The organism is Streptomyces sp. CC228A (assembly GCF_021390935.1).
In the GTDB taxonomy this organism is placed as follows: domain Bacteria; phylum Actinomycetota; class Actinomycetes; order Streptomycetales; family Streptomycetaceae; genus Streptomyces.
Genome location: NZ_JAJPUI010000002.1, coordinates 971780 through 995137, shown reverse-complemented (window position 1 = coordinate 995137; position 23358 = coordinate 971780). Strand labels below are relative to the sequence as shown.

At 74.7% G+C, this 23358-nt stretch carries 17 protein-coding genes and 2 pseudogenes; 14 read left to right on the top strand and 5 right to left on the bottom strand.

Translation table 11 applies throughout. From position 1 onward, the window contains the following. Window positions 1–24: 24 nt before the first annotated feature. Window positions 25–546 (bottom strand): hypothetical protein, encoded by a 522-nt coding sequence (locus L6E17_RS09850; protein ID WP_236240347.1) that lies wholly within the window; start codon window positions 544–546, stop codon window positions 25–27. 379 nt (window positions 547–925) lie between these two features. Here L6E17_RS09850 and L6E17_RS09845 point away from each other — a divergent pair, with 379 nt between their 5' ends. From L6E17_RS09845 to L6E17_RS09785, 13 genes are all read left to right on the top strand, one after another. Next, window positions 926–1792: a bifunctional methylenetetrahydrofolate dehydrogenase/methenyltetrahydrofolate cyclohydrolase gene (locus L6E17_RS09845; RefSeq protein WP_236240346.1), complete on the top strand. Its 867-nt coding sequence runs from the start codon at window positions 926–928 to the stop codon at window positions 1790–1792. Window positions 1793–2609: 817 nt separating this feature from the next. Next, a complete protein-coding gene (locus L6E17_RS30905) occupies window positions 2610–2894 on the top strand; it encodes a DUF3017 domain-containing protein (protein ID WP_308315856.1) in 285 nt (94 codons plus the stop codon). Window positions 2895–3134: 240 nt separating this feature from the next. After that, window positions 3135–4355 (top strand): XRE family transcriptional regulator, encoded by a 1221-nt coding sequence (locus L6E17_RS09835; protein WP_236240345.1) that lies wholly within the window; start codon window positions 3135–3137, stop codon window positions 4353–4355. 823 nt (window positions 4356–5178) lie between these two features. Then, on the top strand, window positions 5179–6168 hold the full coding sequence (locus L6E17_RS09830; protein ID WP_236240344.1) for a malate dehydrogenase: 990 nt from the start codon (window positions 5179–5181) through the stop codon (window positions 6166–6168). Window positions 6169–6305: 137 nt separating this feature from the next. After that, window positions 6306–6566: a helix-turn-helix transcriptional regulator gene (locus tag L6E17_RS09825; protein WP_236240343.1), complete on the top strand. Its 261-nt coding sequence runs from the start codon at window positions 6306–6308 to the stop codon at window positions 6564–6566. Continuing rightward, window positions 6563–7090, top strand: coding sequence for a hypothetical protein (locus L6E17_RS09820; RefSeq protein ID WP_236240342.1), 528 nt, complete (start codon window positions 6563–6565; stop codon window positions 7088–7090). Before L6E17_RS09825 ends, L6E17_RS09820 begins: the two co-directional genes overlap by 4 nt. 137 nt (window positions 7091–7227) lie before the next feature. Continuing rightward, complete coding sequence (locus L6E17_RS09815; RefSeq protein WP_236240341.1) at window positions 7228–8736, top strand: aldehyde dehydrogenase family protein; 1509 nt, start codon at window positions 7228–7230, stop codon at window positions 8734–8736. Between the two features lie 95 nt (window positions 8737–8831). Beyond that, window positions 8832–10376, top strand: coding sequence for a GMC family oxidoreductase (locus L6E17_RS09810; protein ID WP_236240340.1), 1545 nt, complete (start codon window positions 8832–8834; stop codon window positions 10374–10376). Continuing rightward, entirely contained in the window at window positions 10373–11470 is a 1098-nt protein-coding gene (locus L6E17_RS09805; protein WP_236240339.1) for a glycine betaine/L-proline ABC transporter ATP-binding protein, read from the top strand. Before L6E17_RS09810 ends, L6E17_RS09805 begins: the two co-directional genes overlap by 4 nt. 136 nt (window positions 11471–11606) lie before the next feature. Then, a complete protein-coding gene (locus L6E17_RS09800; protein ID WP_236240431.1) occupies window positions 11607–13556 on the top strand; it encodes a proline/glycine betaine ABC transporter permease in 1950 nt (649 codons plus the stop codon). 89 nt (window positions 13557–13645) lie between these two features. Further along, a complete protein-coding gene (locus L6E17_RS09795; RefSeq protein ID WP_236240430.1) occupies window positions 13646–14608 on the top strand; it encodes an ABC transporter substrate-binding protein in 963 nt (320 codons plus the stop codon). 281 nt (window positions 14609–14889) lie between these two features. Next, window positions 14890–15072 carry a hypothetical protein gene (locus L6E17_RS09790; RefSeq protein ID WP_236240338.1) on the top strand — a complete coding sequence of 61 codons (183 nt, stop codon included), beginning with the start codon at window positions 14890–14892 and terminating at the stop codon, window positions 15070–15072. Between the two features lie 141 nt (window positions 15073–15213). Next, complete coding sequence (locus L6E17_RS09785) at window positions 15214–15843, top strand: class I SAM-dependent methyltransferase (RefSeq protein ID WP_236240337.1); 630 nt, start codon at window positions 15214–15216, stop codon at window positions 15841–15843. A gap of 303 nt (window positions 15844–16146) precedes the next feature. Here the strand turns inward: L6E17_RS09785 and L6E17_RS09780 are convergent. Both L6E17_RS09780 and L6E17_RS09775 read right to left on the bottom strand, forming a co-directional pair. After that, window positions 16147–17779, bottom strand: a pseudogene (locus tag L6E17_RS09780) (DEAD/DEAH box helicase). Between the two features lie 88 nt (window positions 17780–17867). Beyond that, window positions 17868–18071, bottom strand: a complete 204-nt coding sequence (locus L6E17_RS09775) for a cold-shock protein (protein ID WP_071267200.1) — start codon at window positions 18069–18071, stop codon at window positions 17868–17870. Between the two features lie 538 nt (window positions 18072–18609). Here L6E17_RS09775 and L6E17_RS09770 point away from each other — a divergent pair. Next, a complete protein-coding gene (locus tag L6E17_RS09770) occupies window positions 18610–19086 on the top strand; it encodes a DUF6463 family protein (protein WP_236240335.1) in 477 nt (158 codons plus the stop codon). Here L6E17_RS09770 and L6E17_RS31400 read toward each other — a convergent pair. Then, entirely contained in the window at window positions 19054–21819 is a 2766-nt protein-coding gene (locus L6E17_RS31400; RefSeq protein ID WP_374109022.1) for a WD40 repeat domain-containing protein, read from the bottom strand. The two genes, L6E17_RS09770 and L6E17_RS31400, sit on opposite strands and share 33 nt — an antisense overlap. Further along, window positions 21813–23072, bottom strand: a pseudogene (locus L6E17_RS09765) (AAA family ATPase); the annotation flags it as partial. The gene L6E17_RS31400 and the pseudogene L6E17_RS09765, both read right to left, overlap by 7 nt. Window positions 23073–23358: the final 286 nt, after the last annotated feature.

Here is a 23358-nt window from a genome sequence, read left to right as displayed (position 1 = left end):
AGCCGTCGACCGGCTCGGGCGGCCTCAGTAGCGCGGACGCTTGAACCAGGCCGCGCTGTCGCCCTTCGCGGCGAAGACGATCAGCAGGATCGCGAGGATGATGGTCGCGATACCGATCGGCAGCTGGAAGAGGCCGCCCACGATCGCGAACGACGCCCAGACGATCGCGCAGACGCGCACACCGTTGCTGCCGTTGCTGTACTTCAGACCGATGACCAGGCCCAGGATGGCGAAGAGCACCGCGAACGCGGCGAAGAAGACGACCACGCCCTTGCCGATGTCGGAGGCGATCTGGGCCTCCTGGCCGTTCAGCCCGGCGCCCTCCAGCGCCTTGTCGACCTCGCCCATCTGCGTCACGGCGTAGATGGCGAAGACCACCTGCAGGGCGGTGATGATCCACACCATGATCCGGGCCGTCTTCACGGAACTCGGCATCGGCATGGGGGCGGCGGGCTGCCCGCCGAACTGGCCCGGGGCCTGGGGGTAGCCGTAGCCGGGCTGCGGCTGCTGGTTGCCGTAGGGGTTGTTGGGGTCGCCGAAGCTCATGGCGGACTTCCTCCGTGGGTCGTGCGGGGACGCGCGGCCCGCGCGGAGGAACGGCACCTCGGCGTATACGCGTACGGAAATCTGCGTATCGGCGGCCGCCAGTCCCCCCGGCACTGCCCGCGGCATTGCGCGGATCATCGTGTTATTCCGAACGTCTCTTTGTCCAGTCGCATTGATGACGGAAACCGGATTGTTGTGCACATGGAATGTTTGTGGGCCGCGACTTCCCGTTGGTCTCCCGCTGCGCCACACCGGCCGCATGCGTTTCGTCCACGGCGCGTACACGCCACGTACACGGACCTGTACGCATCCGTACGGATCTCCGCGGCCGCACCGGGGAATTGGTGGAGCACGGCGTCCATCCGGGAAGATGGGGCGCATGAGCGCCCAGATTCTCGATGGCAAGGCCACCGCAGCCGCGATCAAGTCCGATCTCACCGCCCGGGTGGCCGATCTGAAGGCCGGGGGCATCACGCCGGGGCTGGGGACCGTGCTCGTCGGCGAGGACGTCGGCAGCCAGAAGTACGTGGCGGGAAAGCACCGCGACTGCGCCCAGGTCGGCATCGCGTCGATCCAGCGGGAGCTTCCCGCGACGGCGACGCAGGAGGAGATCCAGGCCGTCGTCCGCGAGCTCAACGAGGACCCGGCGTGCACCGGCTACATCGTGCAGCTCCCGCTGCCCAAGGGCATCGACACCAACCGCGTGCTGGAACTGATGGACCCCGCCAAGGACGCGGACGGGCTGCACCCCACCAACCTCGGCCGCCTGGTGCTGGGCGTTCCCGCACCGCTGCCCTGCACGCCCGCCGGCATCGTCGCGCTGCTGCGCCGGCACGGCGTGGAGATCGCGGGCGCGCACGTGGTCGTGGTCGGACGCGGCGTCACCATCGGCCGTCCCATGCCGCTGCTGCTCACCCGCCGCTCCGAGAACGCGACCGTCACGCAGTGCCACACCGGTACGCGGGACCTCTCCGCCCACCTGCGGCAGGCGGACATCGTGGTGGCGGCGGCGGGCGTGCCGCACCTGATCAAGCCGGAGGACATCAAGCCGGGCGCCGCCGTGCTCGACGTGGGCGTCAGCCGCGACGAGAGCGGCAAGGTCGTCGGCGACGTGCACCCGGGCGTGCGCGAGGTGGCCGGCTGGGTCGCCCCGAACCCCGGCGGTGTGGGCCCGATGACCCGTGCCCAGCTGCTCGTCAACGTCGTCGAAGCGGCCGAGCGCGCCGCGGCGGCCACCGCGAACTGAACGGGGAGGACCACCCCATGGGCGTACGGGCGAACGACGGATCCCGCACCGAGGCGGGCGACACGGAGCCGGCCGACCCGGCGAGCGGTACGGCACCGGCCGCCTCCGGCCGCGCGGCGGCGGAGGGCGGCGGCGCGCCCGGCGGCGCCTCGGGCCCGTCGGCCGACCCCGCACCGCACGGGCGCGCCGCGCCCCGGAGCCGCGTCGCGGACGGTCACCCGGCTGACGCCCGACCGGCCGACGGCCACGGGGCCGAGGGCCACGGGGTGACCGGCCACCAGGCGGACGGCCGCGGGGCGGACGGACATCCGACGCCATCGACCTCCGCCGAGCGGACTGCCTCCGCCGAGCGGACTGCCTCCGCCGAGCGGACTGCCTCCGCCGCCAGGGTCGTCTCCGCCAAGCGGACAGACCCTGCCAAGCGGAAGGATTCCGCCGAGCTGGCTGCCTCCACCGAGCGCGCAGGCGCCACCGAGCAGACAGACCCCGCCGAGCCGGCTGCCTCCGCCGAGCCGGCTGCCTCCGCCGAGCCGGCTGCCTCCGCCGAGCGGGCACAGCACGCTGACGGGGCGCCCTCTGCCGGACGGGGCGGCCCCTCCGGGCCGTCCGCATCCGCCGACGAGGGGCCCCCGAGGGGTGAGGGCGGCCGCGCCGCCACCCGGGGCAAGTCGGCAGCGGACGACGGCGTCCCGTCGGACGGGGCGTCCCGGGGCCGGTCCGTCGTGCGGGTCACGGAGGGCACGGCGCGGCCCGAGGGCGGGGGCAGGGCTGCCCCGGCGACGCGCCCGCGCCGGCCAGGCAGTGGCCGCTGCTCGCCGTGCTGGGGCTCACCGTGCTGGGGCTGCTCGTCATCGGGGCGGACCCGTTCCGCGAGGCCCCGCGGATCGGTGCGCTCCTCGTCGGTGGCGCGCTGCTCACGGGCGCCGTGCTGCGCCGCGTCCTGCCCTCGGCGGGCATGCTGGCCGTACGGTCCCGCTTCACGGACGTCATCACGTACGGCGTGCTCGGCAGCGCCATCGTGCTGTTCGCGCTCAAGTCGCAGCCGAGCCCGTGGCTGGAGATCCCGTTCCTGACGGAGGCCGTGAAGTTCACGGTGCGCTGAGTCGGGACGAGCGGCGCCCGTCCCCTCCCCCGAGTCGGGACGGGCGCCGCTTGCGAGAACAGCGTCATGGACGCGCCAATTCCGATCAAGGGATGTCCGTTCGCTGTGGCACGGAAGTGACCATTCCGGCACGGTGTGCGCGCTCGGCCACGAGTGGGAAACCGTGCGCCGGAGCTGTCATCCTGGCGGCACGCACCGTCACAGGGTGAACCGACGTCAGGGGGCAGGGGGGAGCGGGCAATGCCGCGGTGGAGGGCGCTACCGGATGAGCTGGACCCGCAGGTGCGGGAGTTCGCGGACCGGCTGCGCCGACTGGTGGACCGCAGCGGCCTGAGCGTCGCCGCCGTCGCGGACCGCACCGGCTACAGCAGCAGCGCGTGGCAGACATACCTGGATGCCCGGGTGCTGCCGCCCCGGGGCGCGGTCACCGCCCTCGCCGACGTGACCGGCACCAGCCAGGTGCACCTGCTGACCCTGTGGGAGCTGGCCGAACGGGCCTGGGACCGCGCCGGGATGCAGCGTGACCGGACCCTGGACGCCCTGCGCATCGCCCAGGCCCGCGCCGCCCTCGGAGACTTCCCGCGCACCGGCCACGGGAGCCAGGACGGGCCTGACTCCCCGGCCGCTTCGGGCGAGTGGCCCGGGGCCCCGGCCGCACCGGCGGGTGAGCCCGGAGCCCGTACCCCGTACGGCGGTCGGCCCCGGCAGCCGCAGCGCGGCCTCCCCGGCGCGCCGCGCGTCGGCGTCCCTGCGCCGCGGCAGCTGCGCACCCCCGCCCGGCCGCCCGCCCCGCCCCGCCGGGTGCAGCCGCCCACCGCGGCTCACCGGTCCCCCCGCAGCGCGCGGCCCCCGCCGCGCCGCGCCTCCCCCGCGCCCGGTGGCGGCGGGCGCGTCCTCGCCATGTTCGTGGCGGGCGCCGTGGGCGCGCTCCTGGTGGTGGCCGCCGCCGTCCTCCTCGCCGACCTGGGCGGCGACCGGAAGGGCGCGGCGGGTGCCGCCGCCGACCGCTCGGCGGCGGCCTCCGCCCCGCCCGCCCGGTCCGCCGCGTCCACGCGCCCCGTCCCGGACGCGCCGCCCGCCGGCACGGCCGCACCCACCGCTGCCGCCGGGCCCCGACCGGCGTCCGGCGCGGGCTGCTTCGGCGACCGGTGCGCGGGCCGGGACCCGGAGAGCATGCGGTGCGGCCGCCCGTACGCCACCACCGTCGCGTACCGGACCGTCGGCACCACCCGGGTGGAGGTCCGGCACAGCCCGGTGTGCGGTGCGGCCTGGGCCCGAGTCTCCGGGGCCGCGCCCGGCGACGTCGTGGAGGTCAGCGCGGCCGGGGCGACCCACGAGAGGGCCGTGCGCCCCGGCGACGACGACGCCTACACGCTGATGGTCGCCGTGTCCGACGCCTCCGAGGCCCGGGCCTGCGCCACCCTCGCGAGCGGTGCACGCGGCTGCACCGATCCCGACTGACGCCGGCGAGCGGGGACCCCGACCGTCGTTACCCGCTGCCCGCTGCCCGCTGCCCGCTGCCCGCTGCCCGCTGCCCGCTGCGGGTCCGGACTGCCGACCGCATGCGGCCGCTCCTGCCCGACCGCCGGAACGCGGCCCCGGACCGGCCGCCGCAGGCCGCCCGGGACCGGCGCCCGCAGGCGCCGCCACGCGGCCGTCACCCGAGGGCCGCAATCCCCCGCGGGCGCCCGTGGGCTCCGGACCGGACTGGCGCGCCCGGGAGGCGGGCTGACGCCGCCGGGGGCCGGACTGGCACGCCGGGAGGTGAGCCGTCGGTGTCCGGGCGGCGGTGCTGGGGAGGCGAGCTGATGCCGCGGTGTCCGGATGGCCGCGCTGGGGAGGCGAGCTGATGCCGCCGGTGTCCGGGTGGCCGCGCTGGGGAGGTGAGCTGATGCCGTCGCTGTCCGGGTGGCCGCGCTGGGGAGGTGAGCTGACGCCGCCGGTGGGGTGGGCGGCCGCGCCCGGGAGGCGGGTTGGCGCCGCCGGGTCCGGGTGGCCGCCGCGGGTGTGCGCTGCGGAGGGGGCGCCGACCGCAAGCCGACCGCAACTGGCCTTCCCTTCCGGGGGACTGGCCGCCGGGAGGCGGGTCCCCCGTCCGGGTGAGCCGGGACACAAGGGGGCGGGGGTGCGCGGGGGGCCGGGTCGGATAGCCTGACCGCTGGATCTCTTCACGTCGAGAGACCGCGCGGCGACACCGGGCGACCTCGACGCCGGGGAGGCCCAGCACCAGCTTCAGGAACCAGGGCCACCGAACCCTCACAGCCAGCTTCTTACGGAGACCGCCATGACCCGCACTCCCGTGAATGTCACCGTGACCGGCGCGGCCGGCCAGATCGGTTACGCGCTGCTCTTCCGCATCGCCTCCGGCCACCTGCTCGGCGCCGACGTGCCGGTCAAGCTCCGTCTGCTGGAGATCCCGCAGGGCCTGAAGGCCGCCGAGGGCACCGCCATGGAGCTCGACGACTGCGCCTTCCCGCTGCTGCGCGGCATCGAGATCACCGACGACCCGAACACCGCCTTCGACGGCGCCAACGTCGCCCTGCTCGTCGGCGCCCGCCCGCGCACCAAGGGCATGGAGCGCGGTGACCTGCTGGAGGCCAACGGCGGCATCTTCAAGCCGCAGGGCAAGGCCATCAACGACCACGCCGCGGACGACATCCGCGTCCTCGTCGTCGGCAACCCGGCCAACACCAACGCCCTCATCGCCCAGGCCGCCGCGCCCGACGTACCGGCCGAGCGCTTCACCGCGATGACCCGTCTGGACCACAACCGCGCGATCTCGCAGCTGGCCGCCAAGACCGGCGCCGCGGTCTCCGACATCAAGCGCCTCACCATCTGGGGCAACCACTCGGCCACCCAGTACCCGGACATCTTCCACGCCACCGTCGCCGGCAAGAACGCCGCCGAGGTCGTCAACGACGAGAAGTGGCTGGCCGACGAGTTCATCCCGACCGTCGCCAAGCGCGGCGCCGCGATCATCGAGGCCCGCGGGGCGTCCTCCGCCGCCTCCGCCGCGAACGCCGCCATCGACCACGTCCACACCTGGGTCAACGGCACCGCCGAGGGCGACTGGACCTCCATGGGCATCCCGTCGGACGGCTCCTACGGCGTCCCGGAGGGCCTCATCTCCTCCTTCCCGGTCACCTGCAAGGACGGTGCGTACGAGATCGTCCAGGGCCTGGACGTCAACGCGTTCTCCCGCGCCCGCATCGACGCCTCGGTGCAGGAGCTGGCGGAGGAGCGCGAGGCGGTCCGCGCCCTCGGCCTGATCTGAGCCCCACCCGGTCGCTCCTCCCGCAGACACCCCGCCCCCGGCAGGCCCCGCGCCGCCGGGGGCGGGGTGTCTGCCGTTGCGCCCAGTGCTCCCGCACGCCGTTGCAGACCCACGATCAAATGTAGTACTCCTTATACATGAGCGAGCAGGTGCACAACAGGCTGGCCGTGGTCAGGGCCGAGCGGAAGGTGTCCCGGCAGGCCCTCGCGGAGGCTGTCGGCGTCCACTACCAGACCATCGGCTACATCGAGCGCGGCCAGTACAACCCCAGCCTCGACCTCGCGCTGAAGCTGGCCGCGCACTTCCGGCTCCCCGTGGAGGCGCTGTTCTCCCTGGAGCCGTTCCCGCCGCTCACGACCGAGGTCTACGGGGAAAACGGGAGGAACGGGAAGAAATGAACGCACCTGCGAGCACGCGCACGCCCCTGGCGCCCACGCGCCGCGACCGGCGCATGTACGCCCTGATGAACCGCGCGGAGGCCGCCCCGCTGTACGCCACGGCCGCCCGCCGCCGTGCCTGGGTGGCCGCCCACGCCGCCCTGACGGCCGGATATGTGGCGGCCCTGTCGGCGACGGTCGTCGGCGACCGCGTGTGGCCCGCCTTCGTGCTGCTGGGTCTGCTGCTGCCCTGGTGCGTGGCCATGGGTGTCGTCAACGCCGCCACGCGCGGCCTGTTCGAGCTGAGGGCCCGCATGCTCGACGAGCGCCAGCGCGCCGAGCGGGACCGCGCCCTGGCCGCCGGGCACCGGTGGACCGCCGCGGTGCTGGCGGGGCTCGCCGCCGCGGCCGTGCTGACGGACCGGCTCGGCGGCGCCGGCTTCGGGAACGTCCTCTTCCCGGTGGCCCTCGGGGTCTTCGCGGTCCACATGACGGCGCCGCGCTGGATCGCCTGCCTCCGCGTCCAGGACGAGCCCGCGGAGTAGGCACCGCACAGCCCCGACATCCGCGCCAGGGTGATCCGCGCCACTTTCGCGCATGCTTTCCAGGCCCTAGGGCAGGCGCCCGGGTCGCCGGTCATGACCGGTTCTGACCGCACCCGGTACGGAAGGCAACACGCGAAGTGTCGGAACACGACAAACACACCATCCATGTGGACGGACAGTGGCGCTCGGCCGCTTCCGGAGCCACTCGTGACGTACTCGACCCCGCCGACGCCACGGCCTTCGCCGTCGTGGCGGAAGGCGGGGCCGAAGACGCCGACGCCGCGATCGCCGCCGCACGCAGGGCATTCGACCGGGGCCAAGGGGAGTGGCCGCGCACACCGGTCGCCGAACGGGCGGCCCTGCTGCGACGCGTCGCCGACCTGCTGCAGCGCGACCGCGAGGAACTGGCCCTGCTGGAGAGCCGCGACGCCGGCAAGACCCTGGAGGAAGGCCGCGTCGACGTCGACTGCGTGACCGACGCCTTCCGGTACTTCGCCGACCTCGTCGTCAACGAGAGCGGCGGCCGGGTCGTCGACGCCGGCTCACCGGACATCCACAGCGTGGTCGTCCACGAACCCGTCGGCGTCTGCGCCCTCATCACCCCCTGGAACTACCCCCTCCTCCAGGCCAGCTGGAAGATCGCCCCGGCGCTCGCCGCGGGCAACACCTTCGTCGTCAAGCCGAGCGAGATCACCCCGCTCTCCACCGTGGCCCTCGTCCGGCTGCTCGTGGAGGCCGGCCTCCCGGCCGGTGTCGCCAACATCGTCACCGGCCCCGGCGACCCCGTCGGCGCCCGCTTCGCCGAGCACCCCGACGTCGACCTGGTCTCCTTCACCGGCGGCCTCGTCAGCGGCACGAAGGTGATGCGCGCCGCCGCCGACTCCGTCAAGAAGGTCGCCCTCGAACTCGGCGGCAAGAACCCGAACGTGGTCTTCGCGGACGCCTGCGCCACGGCCGGGGGCTTCGACACCGCCGTGGACCAGGCACTCAACGCCGCGTTCATCCACAGCGGCCAGGTCTGCTCGGCCGGCTCCCGGCTCATCATCGAGGAGTCCCTGCGGGAGCGGTTCACGGCCGAACTGGCCCGCCGCGCCGAGCGGATCCGCCTCGGCCGCGGCACCGACCCGGACGCCGAGTGCGGCCCGCTGGTCTCCGCCGCGCAACTGGCCCGCACCGAGGACTACGTCGCCTCCGCCCTCGCCGAAGGCGCCGTCCTGCGCGCGGGCGGCGAACGCCCCACCGAACCCGAGCTGCGCGACGGCTGGTTCTACCGGCCCACCGTCCTCGACCGCTGCCACCGCCGCATGCGGGTGGTCCGCGAGGAGGTCTTCGGCCCGGTCCTCACCGTCGAGACGTTCCGTACCGAGGACGAGGCGGTCGCCCTCGCCAACGACACCGAGTACGGCCTGGCCGGAGCCGTCTGGTCCGCCGACGCGGGCCGCGCCCGGCGCGTCGCCGCCCGGCTCCGCCACGGCACCGTCTGGATCAACGACTTCCACCCCTACCTGCCGCAGGCGGAGTGGGGCGGCTTCGGCAAGAGCGGCATCGGCCGCGAACTGGGCCCCGCCGGGCTCGCCGAGTACCGCGAGAGCAAGCACGTCTACCAGAACCTCGCCCCCCGCCCGGTGCGCTGGTTCAAGGGCTGATCAGCCACCGCCGGCGACCGGCCGGGCCCCTCCCGCCCCGCCCGACCGGCCGCCCACCGACCGGCACACCGCACACGGACGCAGGAACACACACCATGAGCAGCACCCCTGACCACACCCCCGCAGCTTTCGACTACGTCATCGTCGGCGGCGGCACCGCGGGCTCCGTCATCGCCCACCGCCTCACCGCCGACCCGGACGTCACCGTCGCCGTCGTCGAGGGCGGCCCCGACGACCGGGACCGGCCCGACGTCCTCACCCTCCGCCGCTGGCTCGGCCTCCTCGGCGGCGACCTCGACTACGACTACCCCACCGTCGAGCAGCCACGCGGCAACTCCCACATCCGGCACAGCCGCGCCCGGGTCCTCGGCGGCTGCTCCTCCCACAACACGCTCATATCCTTCAAGCCGCTCCCGTCCGACTGGGACGAGTGGGCCGCGGCCGGCGCCGACGGCTGGGACGCCGCCGCCATGGACCCGTACTACGACCGGCTCCTCAACCACATCGTCCCCGTCGACGAGAAGGACCGGAACGCCATCGCCCGCGACTTCGTCGACGCCGCGCAGGCCGCGCTCGGCGTGCCGCGCGTCGAGGGCTTCAACAAGAAGCCGTTCCACGAGGGCGTCGGCTTCTTCGACCTGGCCTACCACCCGGAGGACAACAAGCGCTCCTCCGCCTCCGTGGCCTACCTGCACCCGGTGATGGACGAGCGGCCCAACCTCCGCATCCTGCTGGAGACCTGGGCGTACGGCCTGGAGTTCGACGGAACCCGGGCGTCCGGCGTCCGCGTCCGCCGCCAGGACGGCACCGAGGAACTGCTCACCGCCCGCCGCGAGGTGATCGTCTGCGCGGGCGCCGTCGACACGCCCCGCCTGCTGATGCACTCCGGCATCGGCCCGCGCCAGGACCTGGAGGCCCTCGGCATCCCGGTGCGCCACGACCTGCCGGGCGTCGGCGAGAACCTGCTCGACCACCCCGAGTCGGTCATCGTCTGGGAGACGGACGGCCCCATCCCGGACAACTCGGCGATGGACAGCGACGCGGGCCTGTTCGTCCGCCGCGACCCCGATGCGCCGGGGCCCGACCTGATGTTCCACTTCTACCAGATCCCCTTCACCGACAACCCGGAGCGCCTCGGCTACGAGAAGCCCGCGCACGGCGTGTCGATGACGCCGAACATCCCCAAGCCGCGCAGCCGCGGCCGCCTCTACCTCACCAGCGCGGACCCGTCCGTGAAGCCCGCCCTCGACTTCCGCTACTTCACGGACGAGGAGGACTACGACGCCCGCACCCTCGTCGACGGGATCCGCATCGCGCGCGAGATCGCGAAGACCGAGCCGCTGGCCGGCTGGCTCAAGCGGGAGGTCTGCCCCGGGCCGGACGTCACGGGCGACGAGGAGCTCAGCGAGTACGCCAGGAAGGTCGCCCACACCGTCTACCACCCGGCCGGCACCTGCAAGATGGGCGCGGCCGACGACGAACTGGCCGTGGTCACCCCCGACCTGAAGGTGAGGGGCGTGGACGGCCTGCGGATCGCCGACGCGTCCGTCTTCCCGACCATGACGGCCGTCAACCCGATGGTGGCGGTGCTGATGGTCGGCGAGAAGGCCGCCGAACTGCTGGGCGGTGACGCGCGATGAGCACGTCCACGCACACGACCACGCAGACGCCCGCGGGCACGGCCGAGACCGCGCAGACCCCCGTCTTCCGGGTCCGCGACCTCTGGAAGGTCTTCGGCCCCAAGGCCGACCGCATCCCCGGCGACCGCGGCCTCACCGGCCTGTCCCAGGCCGACCTGCGCGCCCGCACCGGCTGCACCGCGGCCGTCCGCGACGTCTCCTTCGACGTCCGCAAGGGCGAGGTCTTCGTCGTCATGGGCCTGTCCGGGTCCGGCAAGTCCACGCTGGTGCGCTGCCTCACCCGGCTCATCGAGCCCACCTCCGGCACCCTGGAGATCGACGGTGAGGACGTCCTCGCCATGGACAAGAACCGGCTGCGCGAACTGCGCCGGCACCGTGCCGCCATGGTGTTCCAGCACTTCGGCCTGCTGCCGCACCGCACCGTCCTCGACAACGTCGCGTACGGCCTGGAGATCCAGGGCATGGCCAAGGCCGAGCGCCGCGCCAGGGCCGCCGAGATGGTCGCGAAGGTCGGCCTGGAAGGACTGGAGCAGCGCCGCCCCGGCCAGCTCTCCGGCGGCCAGCAGCAGCGCGTCGGCCTCGCCCGCGCCCTCGCCGCGGACCCTGAGGTGCTGCTCTTCGACGAGCCGTTCAGCGCCCTCGACCCGCTGATCCGGCGGGACATGCAGGAGGAGGTCATCCGCCTGCACCGCGAAGAGGGCCGCACCATGGTCTTCATCACCCACGACCTGAGCGAGGCCCTGCGCGTCGGCGACCGGATCGCCCTCATGCGCGACGGCGAGATCGTCCAGCTCGGCACGCCCGAGCAGATCGTCGGCTCCCCGGCCGACGACTACGTGCGGGACTTCGTCCGCGACGTGCCGCGCGAGCAGGTCATGACCGTGCGCACGGCCATGACGCCCGGGGACTGCGGCGACGCGGAGCACCCGGCCGCCCTCGCCCCCGACACGGTCGTGTCGGCCGCCATCGAGAACGTCGTCCGCACCGGCAGGCCCGTCTGCGTCGTCGAGGACGGCGAGTGCCTCGGCGTGGTCGACCACCAGGGGCTGTTGTCGGTCGTCGCCGGGGTCCCCCGGGGGAAGGCGGCGGCATGACCGCGACGACCGCCCCCACCCCCGCATCCGAGAGACCCGAGCCGGAGGAGGCCGCGGTGCTGAAGGACACCGGCGGCACGTCCGCCGCGCCGACCGCGCCGGCCGGCGGGTCCGCCCCGCCGGCCGCCGCTCGCCGCTGCGCCACCCGCTGCTGCGCCGCCTGCTGCCGCTGGGCGCCGCCGCGCTCGTCCTCGTCCCGCTCGCCGCCGCCCTGTGGGGCAGCGGCACATGGCCGACCGCGCTGACCGTCGACGTGCAGAGCCCCCTGGACGACGTGTACGGCTGGATCGTCGGCAACCGGGACACCCACCCCGTCTTCCTCTACTTCCTGCTGCACCTGAGCAACTGGTCCGAAGGCTCCGTCGCCTGGATGACCGGCCTGCTGGAGGGCGTCGGCTGGTTCCCGGTGACGGTGGCCGCCGTGCTGCTGTCCTGGCGGATCGGCGGACTGCGCGACCGGCGCGGACTGAAACTCGCCGGTGTCACCCTCGCCGCGTTCGCGGCGTGCGGGGTCCTCGGCATGTGGCAGGCCACCATGGAGACCCTCGCCCTCATGGCGGTCGCCGTCACCGTCGCGGCGGCGGTCGGCGGACTGCTCGGCCTGGGCGCCGGCCTGTCGGACCGCTTCGAGCGGATCCTGCGGCCCGCCCTGGACACCATGCAGATCATGCCGGCGTTCGCCTATCTGCTGCCGCTGGTCCTGCTGTTCGACATCGGTGTGCCGTCCGCGCTGATCGCCACGATCATCTACGCGGCCCCGCCGATGGCCCGGCTGACCGCCCTCGGTCTGCGCGGCGCCGATCCGTCCGTGATGGAGGCCGTGGCGTCGCTGGGCACCGGCCCGGTGCAGCGGCTGCTGACCGCGCGGCTGCCGCTCGCCCGCAAGGAGATCCTGCTCGGCCTCAACCAGACGATCATGATGGCGCTGTCCATGGTCACCATCGCCTCGGTGATCGGCGCCGGCGGCCTCGGCGAGGAGGTGTTCCGCGCGCTGTCCACCGTCGACGTCGGCGGGGCGCTCGCCGCGGGCATCCCGATCGTGCTGCTCGCCGTCTGGCTGGACCGCGTGACCTCCGCCGCCGGGGAGCGGCTCGGCGAGGGCGCGGCCACCTCCGGCCCCCGCTGGCTGCACGGCCTGCGCGCCTGGACCGTCACGGCCGTCTCCGGCGTGGCGCTGGGCGTGACCGGGTGGCTGCTGCTGATCGCGGAGTGGCCCCAGACGTGGGAGGTGGACATCGCCCCGCCCGTCAACGCCGCCGTGGACTGGTTCACCGGCCACCTGGCCGAGGGCGTGCCCGTCGTCGGCGGCACCCGCGCCTGGGCGGACGGCTTCACCGTGGGCGTCCTCAACCCGCTCCGCGACGGCCTGACGGCCACGCCGTGGTGGCTGCTGCTCCTGCTGGCCGCCGGGTGCGCGCTGCTCGCGGGCGGCTGGGGCGCGATGTGCACCGCGGTCCTGGCGATGGCCGGCGTCGGTGTCCTCGCCGTGTCCGACGGCTCCCTGTGGAACCACTCCCTGGACACCCTGTCCCAGGCTGTCGCCGGTGTCGTCGTCACCCTCGTCCTCGGCTTCGCGATCGGTGTGGCGGCGGCCCGGATGCCGCTGCTGGAGCGGATCCTGCGGCCGGTCCTGGACACCATGCAGACCCTGCCGCAGTTCATCTACCTGATCCCGGTGGTGGCCCTCTTCAACGTGGGCCGTGCGGCGGCCGTCGCGGCGGCCGTGCTGTACGCGCTGCCCGCCGTCGTGCGGATCACCGTGCAGGGCCTGCGCCAGGTCGACTCCGCGACGCTGGAGGCGGCCCGCTCGATGGGCGCCTCCACGTTCCAGCAGATCCGCCAGGTGCAGCTCCCGCTGGCCCGGCCCGCGCTGATGCTCGCCCTCAACCAGGGTGTCGTGCTGGTCCTCGCCATGGTCATCGTCGGCGGCTTCGTCGGCTCCGGCGCGCTCGGCTACGACGTCGTCTACGGCCTCCAGAAGAGCCAGCTCGGCGTCGGCCTGAGCGCCGGTGTCGCGATCGTGCTGCTGGGCCTGGTCCTGGACCGCACCACCCAGCGCACCGGCCGGCCGGCCGGCACCCGCTAGCCCCCCGCACCCCGAGGGACGGCCGTCCCTGTCCCGCCCCCGCAGGCCCCCTGCCCGTACGAAACGAGAGACACCCCCTCATGAACACCATGAACAGCAGAAAGAACCTGATCCGCACCGCCACCGCCGCCGCCGTCGTCCTCGGCATCACCGGCCTGACGGCCTGCGGCGCCGCCAAGACCGACTCCGCGTCCGCCAAGTCCGGCGGCACCGTCACCATCGCCGTGCCGTCCTGGGTCGGCGCCGAGGCCAACGCGGCGGTGGCCAAGCACATCCTGGAGAAGGAGCTGGACACCGAGGTCGAGCTCACCCAGCTCGACGAGTCGGTTGCCATCGACGGCCTCAACAGCGGCAAGGTCGACGCCGTCCTGGAGGACTGGGGGGGCGCTCCGGACAAGATCAAGCTGTACACCGAGGACAAGAAGTCCGTCGTCGAGGGCGGCGACCTCGGCGTGGTCGGCCACATCGGCTGGTTCGTGCCGAAGTACCTGGCCGACAAGCACCCGGACATCACGGACTGGAAGAACCTCAACAAGTACAAGGACCTCTTCAAGACCGCCGAGAGCGGCGACAAGGGCCAGCTCCTGGAGGGCTCGCCGTCGTACACCACCAACGACGACGCGATCATCAAGAACCTGGAGCTGGACTACAAGACGGTCTACGCCGGCTCCGAGGCCGCGCAGATCACCCAGATCAAGGAGAACTACAAGGCCCAGAAGCCGTTCATCACCTACTGGTGGACGCCCCAGTGGCTGAACGCGCAGGTCGACCTGGTCGAGGTGAAGCTGCCGGAGCACAAGGAGGGCTGCGACGCCGACCCGGAGAAGGTCGCCTGCGGCTACGCCCAGACGTCGCTGCAGAAGTACTTCAACGCCGACTTCGCCAAGGACGGCGGGGACGCGGCCCAGTTCCTGAAGAACTTCTCGTGGACGGCGGAGCAGCAGAACGAGGTCGCCGCGATGATCGCCGACCAGAAGCTGTCCCCGGAGGCCGCGGCCGAGAAGTGGGTCAAGGCCAACGAGTCCACCTGGAAGGCGTGGCTGCCCAAGTAAGCGACGCGGCCGGCCTTTTCAGGCCCCTTCCCGCCGGCCGCCCCCCGCCGCCCGCCCCGTCCGCCGACTGCACCGGCGGACGGGGCGCGCTCGTGCCCTGAGGGATCCCCGTGCTGTCCGAAGGGTCCATGAGGCAGCAGAGCCGCATCCCTCCGTGCCCGCTGCGTGGGTTTCCAGCCGAAAAGGGCGGGGCCGTCCCGGCGGCCTTGCCGGGTGATCATCGGGCTCGTACGGTGAACGGCGGCGGAGGCCGGTGGCGTATGCCGGACGAGGGGGGTTCCGTGAAGGCACTGCTGTGGCGGCTGGGCGCGATCTGCGCCGCGTTCATCGCCCTGCTGGTCGTCCTGGGCGGGCAGACCGGGACGACGGAGCTGGCCGTCCTGACGGCCGCGACGGTCGCGGTCGCGGCGCTCACGGTGCGGCGCCACCGGCGCAGGGCCGGCGCGCGGGCAGGCTCCTCGTGACGTCCCGGAGAAGCCGTGCCTCCGGCCCGTACCGGGGTGTCCGGTGAGCGGCCGCCCGCCTCCCGAGACGTCCGTGTGCCGAGCCCGGATCGGACACGGTGCCGGGGACCCGGGGGGCTGCTGGTGCTAGCTTGCTCTCCCGTGGCGGGGTACCAGGACGAGACCAGGGCGGCCTACGACGGGGTCGTCGAGCTGTACGCGTCGATGTACGCCGACCGGTTGGAGACCCAGCCGTTCGCGCGGAACATGATCGGCACCTTCGCCGAGCTGGTGCGGGGGACGGGGAACCCGCGGACCGCGGATGCCGGCTGCGGCCCCGGGCACCTGACGGCCCTGCTGCGCGACCTGGGGCTGGACGCCTTCGGAGTCGACCTCTCCCCGGGCATGGTCGCCCACGCCCGGCGCGCCCACCCGGCACTGCGGTTCGCCGTGGCGCGGATGGAGGAACTGCCGGTCGCGGACGGCGTGCTCGGGGGCGTGCTGGCCCACTACTCGATGATCCACACCCCGCCCGGTGACCTGCAGGAGCTGCTTGCCGAGCAGTTCCGCGTCCTGGCCCCAGGGGGGCTGCTGCTGGCGTCGTTCTTCGCGACGGACAGCCCGGAGCCGCTGCGCTTCGACCACAAGGTGGCCCCCGCCTACAGCTGGCCGGCCGACCGGTTCTCCGCGCTGCTGGCCGCGGCCGGGCTCGTGCCCTTCGCCCGGCTGCTCCACGACCCCGCGTCCGAACGCGGCTTCCTCGACGCCCACGTCCTGGCCCGCCGCCCCTGAGGCCGCCGTGCACCGGGGGCCGCCGGACCGGCTGCCCCGGTCGGCGCGGCGGGGCCGGTGGCGGGCCGGGTCGGCCCCGTCCACCGCCCCCGGCCGCGGCCGGGCCGCCCCGCAGGCGCCGGTAGCGGATCGGCGCGCCGGCGCAGCCGGGGCCCGCGGTGGAGCCCCGTGTCCGTACGTACGGGCACAGTGTCAACCCGCCGACCGTGCGACGCTCCCGCGCCGGGCCGCGCCCACCGTCGGGCAGCGGCGCCACGCGGGAGCAGGGACGCGCCAAGCTCGCTGCCGCGTCCAGGCAGGCGCCTACGAGCCGCCGGGGCCCGCGTCGCCCGAGCCGGCGCGGGCGGCGGAGCGTCGGCCGCCGCGGCGGTCGGAGCCGCGGCGGTCGGCACCGGCGGCCGAGGCCGCCGCCCCGGTGGCCGGCGTACGCCGCCCGGATCCGCGCCCGCCCTGCCGGGCGGCGTCACCCGCCGCCGCGCCGGCCGTGCCCCGGCGCTCGGAGCCGCGGCCCCCGCCCTGGTGGCGGCGCCCGCCGCCGTCTGCGTCCCGCCGCCGCGGCGCGGCGGCCGGACCGCCTGCCGGGCTCGGTGCCCGTCCCGCCGCCCTGGCGTCCCGTCGCAGGCGCCGCGGCGGGCTGCGGCACCTCGATGGTGACCGCCACGCCGGACGGCTCCCGTGCGCCCGTGACGGTGGCCAGGACCGCGTCGCTCGACGTGATGCGCGCCGTCCGCGGGCGGATGCCCGCGTCGGACATCAGCCGGGTGACGTCCCGCTTCTGCTCGGGCAGCACCAGGGTGACGACGCTGCCGGAGCCGCCCGCACGGGCCGTGCGGCCGCCCCGGTGCAGGTAGTCCTTGTGGTCGGTCGGCGGGTCGACGTTCACGACCAGGTCGAGGTCGTCGACGTGTATGCCCCGGGCCGCGACGTTCGTCGCCACCAACGCGGTGACGTGGCCGCTCTTGAACTGCTCCAGGGTGCGGTTGCGCTGCGGCTGGGAGCGGCCCCCGTGCAGCGCCGCCGCCCGGACGCCGGCCGCCAGCAGGCGCTTGGCGAGCCGGTCCGCGGACCTCTTGGTGTCGAGGAACAGGATGACCCGGCCGTCGCGGGCCGCGATCCGCGTGGTGACGGCCTTCTTGTCGGTCTCGTCCTGCACGTGGAACACGTGGTGCTCCATGGTGGTCACCGCACCCGCGGACGGGTCCACGGAGTGCACCACGGGATCGCTCAGGAACTCCTTGACGAGGCGGTCGATGTTGCCGTCCAGGGTGGCGGAGAAGAGCATGCGCTGCCCGTCGGGCCGCACCTGCCGGATCAGCCGGGTGATCTGCGGGAGGAAGCCCATGTCGGTCATCTGGTCGGCTTCGTCCAGCACCGTGATGCGGACGTCGTCGAGGATGCAGTCCCCGCGCTCCACGAGGTCGTTGAGCCTGCCGGGGCTCGCCACGACCACCTCGGCGCCGCGCCGCAGCGCGTGCGCCTGCTTCCCGATGGACAGCCCGCCGACCACGGTGGTCAGCCGGACGTCCACCGCCGCCGCGTACGGGGTCAGGGCGTCCGTCACCTGCTGGGCCAGCTCGCGGGTGGGCACCAGCACCAGCGCGAGCGGCGCCCTGGGGGCCGCCCGCAGCCCGGCCGTGCGCGCCAGCACCGCCAGTCCGAACGCGAGGGTCTTGCCGGAGCCGGTGCGGCCGCGGCCCAGCAGGTCGCGGCCGGCCAGCGAGTTCGGCAGGGTCGCGGCCTGGATGGGGAACGGGGCCGTCACGCCCTGCGCGGTGAGGGTCTTCAGCAGCCCCGCGGGCATGCCCAGAGCGGCGAAGTCCTCGACGGCGGGAAGTGCGGGGGTCGTGCTCTCCGGCAGCCGGAACTCCCTCCGGGGCGGCGCGGACGGAGAGGGCGCCGAGGCGCGCCGGTTCGGCTTCTGGGGTCTGCGGGACATGCGGGTGTCTGCCTTCCTGGGAACAGCACAAACCGGGGTCTGCACCATGGCGGTGCGGACCCCGGTGAGCGGATACGCGATCCGGCGATCAGGCGGGGAGGATGTTCTCCGCCTGCAGGCCCTTCTGGCCCTGCGCGACGTCGAAGGACACCCGCTGACCCTCCTGGAGCTCACGGAAGCCCTGGGTCGCGATGTTCGAGTAGTGCGCGAAGACGTCGGGGCCGCCGCCGTCCTGCTGGATGAAGCCGAAGCCCTTTTCGGCGTTGAACCACTTCACGGTTCCCTGTGCCATGTTTCTCTCTCCTTCAGTAGGCAGAAGGCCCCATCCGGAGACGCCGGAAACAAACAAATGCGCCTGAAGGAGAAACATTCCCGTCAGGCGCACATAGGTTCATGGGTACCACAACTGCAACACCAAGACCGTAGCACAGCCCGGCGGCCCGTGGCGGATCACCGAGGTGTGGGCTGCGCCTCCCTCCGGCTCTCTCCCGTGCCCGCGGACGCGCGCGGGAGGCCGCGAGGCGTGGCACGGCGCCGCGCCCGTCGCCGGTCCTCGGGGCGCAGCAGGAGCTCCCCGGCGAGGCGGGCGGCGGCCTCGCGGGAGGCGGGACCGGGGCGGCCCGCGCCGGTGAAGTGGCGTCCGGGGAAAGCGCGGACGCGGGGATGCCGTGCGGCCGCCGGGTCGGGGCGGGCTGCGAAGCCCTCGCCGCAGGCGGTTCCTCGCCGGTGCGCGTCGAGGCGTTCGCCGACCGGCCCGGCGTGACGGGGGCCGAGGCCTGTACGGTTCCGTATGGATCACTTGTACGGGTCCGGAGGAACGGGGGAGAGCCGTGGCACAGGTCGAGGGGCGAGGGCTGCTGCGCTGGGCGGGCGGGATCATGGTCGGGCTGGGGGTCGGACACCTCTCGCTGCTGGCGGTCATGGCCTGGGACGACATCGGGGTGTGGGTCGAGAAGGGCCTCTGGGCGGCAGTCCCCCTGGGCCCGGCCGACGGGCCCGCGGAGCCGGCCCTGCAGAACGCAGTCACCTTCTGGGCCGGCCCCGGCAGCTTCTCGGTGCCCCTCGTCCTCCTGGGCTGCCTGGTCTGGCACCTCGCGGGGCGCGGGGCGGCCGTGCCCGCGTGGGTCGGCTGGGGCCTCGCGGCATGGTGCGTGCTCGGCGGGATCCTGCTGGTGCCGTCGCCGTTCGTGCTCGGGGCCGTGGCCGGGGCGCTCGTCGTCCTGGCGGCACGCAGGCGGGCCGCGGCGCCCGGGTCCTCGGCGGCGCCCGGGGGCTCAGCGGCGGCCGGGGCAGATCCGGTCCGGTAGGCCCGGCGGCAGACCGCGGCGCTCCTGCTCCGTGACATCGCGGCCGACGACCGCGCACAGGTGGCGCTTCCACAGCGCGGGGTCGAGCCGGACCGCGTCCATCCCCCCGCCGTCCTGCCGCAGCACGGTGAGCCCGTCGGCGGAGAGCGCGTGGAAGACCTGGTCCGTCCCGAAGTCGTAGGTGTCGATCCGGAGCGGCTCGGTGAAGTGCAGGAAGCGGACGTACGTGCCGTTCGCCACGGCGTACGAGGAGTCCCCCACGGGCCGCAGTTGGGCCCCGGGGGTCCTCATCGGCGGCACGAGGGGGCCGACCACTCTGGTGGCCTTCCCGTTCCCCGTCAGCCGCCAGCCCTCCAGCACGCCGCCGGTGGCCATCGTGACGGCGTACCGCCCGTCCTTCGTGAACGACCCGTAGAGGTAGTCGTCGTCGAAGCGCACCCGGAGCCGCTCGTCCACCCTGCCGGTGCGACGGTCCACGGCGTGCACGACGGGCTCGCCGGACACGCTGACCAGCAGGTGCCCCGGCACGGCGTGGGGACGTACGAAGAACTCCGCCGGCTCGCGGCCGGTGAGCCCGAGGTCCCGCGCGTCGATCGCGGCGGCGGCGCGCCGGCCGCTGCGGGGGTCCCACTGCTCGATGCGGCTGCCGGACACCGTGAGCAGCACGTCGTCGTCCGTGAACCCGAAGTACGGCGGAAGCGTCTTGCCCGCGGTGTCCGGCGGCGGCACCGCGAGCGGGATCCGGGCGAGGACGCGCAGGGACGGCAGGGACCGGACCTCGATCCGGTCCGGCCGCACCAGATCGGCGGCCAGCGTCTCCGACGCGTTGACCTTCACGGCCTCCAGGGGCGCGGTCAGGGCGGACGGCGACGGCGTGCGGGGAGCCTCCTCCACCACCTTCACCCGCCCTCCGGTCACTGATCCGGCGATGTCCAGGAGGCTCAGCCGCTCACCGCGGTCGCCCTGGTGCACGAGCATCCTCGCGCCTCCGGCGAGGAGCACCGGCGGGCTGACGACGTCGAAGGAGGCCGTGTGCATCGGCAGGGCCGTCACCGAGCCCCCGTCCCAGACCAGCGGGGCGGGCGTGCCCGCGACGGTGAGCAGGGGCAGCCCCTTGACCAGGCCGGACCGGATGCCGTAGGTCTGCCGCGCCGCCCCGCCCGGCCCGGTGCCGACGAACGTCCACCGCCCGTCCCCGTGGTGCACGGCGAAGCGGCTGCCCGTCAGGTCCACCGCCACGTCGGCGCACGTGCTGTGCGACGCGGGGGTGTGGCGCACCAGCTCCCGCCCGTCGGCGACCCGTACGGCCCGGTAGCGGCCGCGGCCGCCCTCCTCCGGGCGCTCGCAGAAGGCCAGGACGCGGCCGTCCCCCGAGAGCGCGCTCGCCGTGGACTCCCCGATCAGGCCCACGCCGCGGGACACCGTCCGCGCCGTTCCGGCAGCCGTGTCGACCACGGCGAGGGTGCCCCGGAGAGGGCCCCGGCCCTCGCCGAGGTGGACGACGAGGGTGTCGCGGTCCGGGCCGTACGCGACGCCCTCGGCGCCGCCCGCCGGTGCGGGCAGCGTCCGGTTCCGGCCCGTCCGCAGGTCCCATTGCCACACCCGGCCGTCCCGTGACACGGACGCCACGGCGTCGCCGTCCGGGGAGAACCCGGCGATGTCGGCGGGCACCCCTCCGGTCGACCGGGCGCGCTCGGCGTTCCGGAACGCCCCGGCCGGGACGGTGTGCGCGGGTCCCAGCGGGTCGTCGGCCGCGGGATCCACGTCGTGCCACGTCAGGCTGTCGGTTCCGGCCGACAGATAGGCGACGCGCCGCCCGTCCCGGCTCACCAGGGGCACGACGGCGTTGGTGTCCGGACGCAGGTGCCGACGCGTCACCTGCCCCTCGGCCCGGCGGACGAACAGGGTGGCGCGGCCCCGCTCCGTCGTCGCCAGGACGACCGACCCGTCGGCGGCCGAGGCCACCCCGCGGATCTCGTCCTCCGCCCCGCTCAGCACCCACGCCGCCCTCTTGAGCGACACATAGCGGCGCAGCAGCGCGTTGCGGGCCTCGCGGGTCGGCGCGGTGTCGTACGCGGCGACCGCGGCCAGGGCCGCCAGGCCGGGCTCCCGCACCGCCTGCTCGTCCGAGAAGACGGCCAGGGCGCGGGACCGCGCCTCCGCGTCCCGGGCGGCGCTGACCCCCGCCTGGTGCACGAGGTAGGTGCCGAGCCCCACCAGCAGCGCGAGCACCGCGGCGGCCGCGGTCCACGCCGCCCTGGCGCGGATCCGGCGGGCCCTGCGGCGGCGCCGCGCCCGGTGCAGGAAGTCCCGCTCCGCGGGGGCGAGTTCGTGTTCCCTCCCGTCCAGCCGTCCTTCCAGGGAGCTCAGGTGCAGCGGGCCCGGCAGCAGGTCGGGGGCCTGCCCGCCGCGCTCCCAGCGGTCGAGGTCGTGCGCCAGCTCCGCGCGGGCGGCGAGGAACCGCGCGTCGACTTCCACCCGGAGCTCCAGTTCCGGCCAGGCCGTGAACAGCGCCTCGTGGGCCAGCTCCGCCGTCTCCGGTTCGCCCTCGTCGCCGTGCAGCACGAGCAGCCGCTCCGCCGCCAGGGCGCGGGCGAGCGCCCAGCGGGCCTCGCCGGCCTCCTCCCGGGTGAGCCTGCGCCGCAGCGGCGCCCGCTGCCCGGCAGCACCCGCACCAGGCCGGTGAGCAGCCGCAGCGCCTCGGCCTCCGGTACGCCCCGGGTGCCCGTGCACGCCTTCCACGCGGCGGCCGCGTGCTGCTTGAGCGCGCCGGACACACCGCCCATCTCCTCGTACGCCGCCGCCGGCAGCCGGCCGCAGGACCGCCGCTCCCACAGCGCCCCCAGGACGAAGCCGAGCAGCGGCAGGACGCCTGGGTCGTCGCCCGCGTCGCTCAGGATGCGCTCCACCAGCCCCGGGTCGTACTCCACGGCGGGCACCCGCTCGACCGGCCTGACCACCACCTCCCGGAGCTGCTCGGCGGACATCGGCGTGAGCGGAAGCGTCCGCCCGGAGCGCAGTGCGGGGCCGAGGCGGGGGTGCTTGAGGACGGCGTCCATGAAGTCCGCCCGCAGCGTGAGCAGCACCCGCGTGCCGCCCGCCGCCCGCTCGGGGAAGAGCAGGTCCACGGTCTGCGCGAGTTCGGCGTCCGTACGGTCCAGGAGCGCCTCGGCCTGGTCGAGGACCACGAGGAGCCGGCCGTCCTGGTCGCCGCGCAGCCGGTGGAGGGTGTCCGCGAGGCCGTGCGCGGCGAGCCGGCCCTCCACCTCGTCGACCCCGCCCGCCCGGGGCGGGCCGTACCGCTCCTGCCTGACCCTCTCGTACAGTTCGACCGCCAGAGCGGCCCGCGGTGACGACACCTTCCCGGCGTCCACCACCAGCACCTCGTACCCCGCCCGCCGCATCCGGGGCACGACGCCGGCCCGCGCCACGGACGACTTGCCGCAGCCCGACGGTCCGTAGAGGGTGACGGCGCGGTGCCCGCCGCGCAGGGCGGCGGCCACCTCCTCGACGTCGCCGTGCCGCCCGAAGAAGACGTCCTCGTCGTCCTCCTGGTAGGCCGCGAGGCCCCGGAACGGCGAGGGCGGGTCGAGGAGCGAGGCGAGGTCCGGCGGCAGCACGCCCAGCACCGTCCGCATGTGCAGGACGAACGCCTGGGCGTCCTCCCCTCGGAGCGTCGCCACGACGAGCCCGACCACCGCGCCCACCTCGTCGTCCCACACAGGGCTGCCGCTGAAGCCCTCCTCGATGCGCGTGGTCTGCCCGTCGGCGCGGGACAGCTGGAGCCACCCCTCGGCCGTGGCCCCGCCGAGCCTGCCCCGGAACCACCTCTCGCCCGGTTCGCCGCCCGTGAACCCGACCGTGCGCGTGCGGTGGTCCCAGACCTCCCCGGGTGCGGCGACGGGCAGCGGCCGCGCGCCTTCGGGGGCCGGGTCCCGCAGCCGCAGGACGGCGACGTCGCCGCGGCCGTGCCTGTCGATCCCCACCCAGTGCACGACCTCGGCGACCCGGCCGGCGGGCGGCTCCGGCAAGGGAGGCCGCCCCGGCCGGCGGGCGGCTCCAGCAGGGGGAAGCCGACCCGGACGGCGGTGCCGTCGGCCACCGCCGCCCCGCGCGGCCGGTCCAGGGCGTCGGACACCACGTGGGCGCAGGTCAGCACCACATCGCGGGCGACCAGGAAGCCGGCGCCGACCGGCTCCGCGCCGTCGTCGCCGCTGATGCTCACGACACCCGACGCCAGCGCCTCGTCCGCGCTGCGCCGCCCCGGCCCGC

Coding starts and splice junctions, on each gene's coding strand:
- L6E17_RS09795 (WP_236240430.1), top strand. CDS start 13,646: ATGAACAGCAGAAAGAACCTGATCCGCACCGCCACCGCCGCCGCCGTC.
- L6E17_RS09830 (WP_236240344.1), top strand. CDS start 5,179: ATGACCCGCACTCCCGTGAATGTCACCGTGACCGGCGCGGCCGGCCAG.
- L6E17_RS09845 (WP_236240346.1), top strand. CDS start 926: ATGAGCGCCCAGATTCTCGATGGCAAGGCCACCGCAGCCGCGATCAAG.
- L6E17_RS09850 (WP_236240347.1), bottom strand. CDS start 546: ATGAGCTTCGGCGACCCCAACAACCCCTACGGCAACCAGCAGCCGCAG.
- L6E17_RS09835 (WP_236240345.1), top strand. CDS start 3,135: ATGCCGCGGTGGAGGGCGCTACCGGATGAGCTGGACCCGCAGGTGCGG.
- L6E17_RS09820 (WP_236240342.1), top strand. CDS start 6,563: ATGAACGCACCTGCGAGCACGCGCACGCCCCTGGCGCCCACGCGCCGC.
- L6E17_RS09775 (WP_071267200.1), bottom strand. CDS start 18,071: ATGGCACAGGGAACCGTGAAGTGGTTCAACGCCGAAAAGGGCTTCGGC.
- L6E17_RS09825 (WP_236240343.1), top strand. CDS start 6,306: ATGAGCGAGCAGGTGCACAACAGGCTGGCCGTGGTCAGGGCCGAGCGG.
- L6E17_RS09810 (WP_236240340.1), top strand. CDS start 8,832: ATGAGCAGCACCCCTGACCACACCCCCGCAGCTTTCGACTACGTCATC.
- L6E17_RS09805 (WP_236240339.1), top strand. CDS start 10,373: ATGAGCACGTCCACGCACACGACCACGCAGACGCCCGCGGGCACGGCC.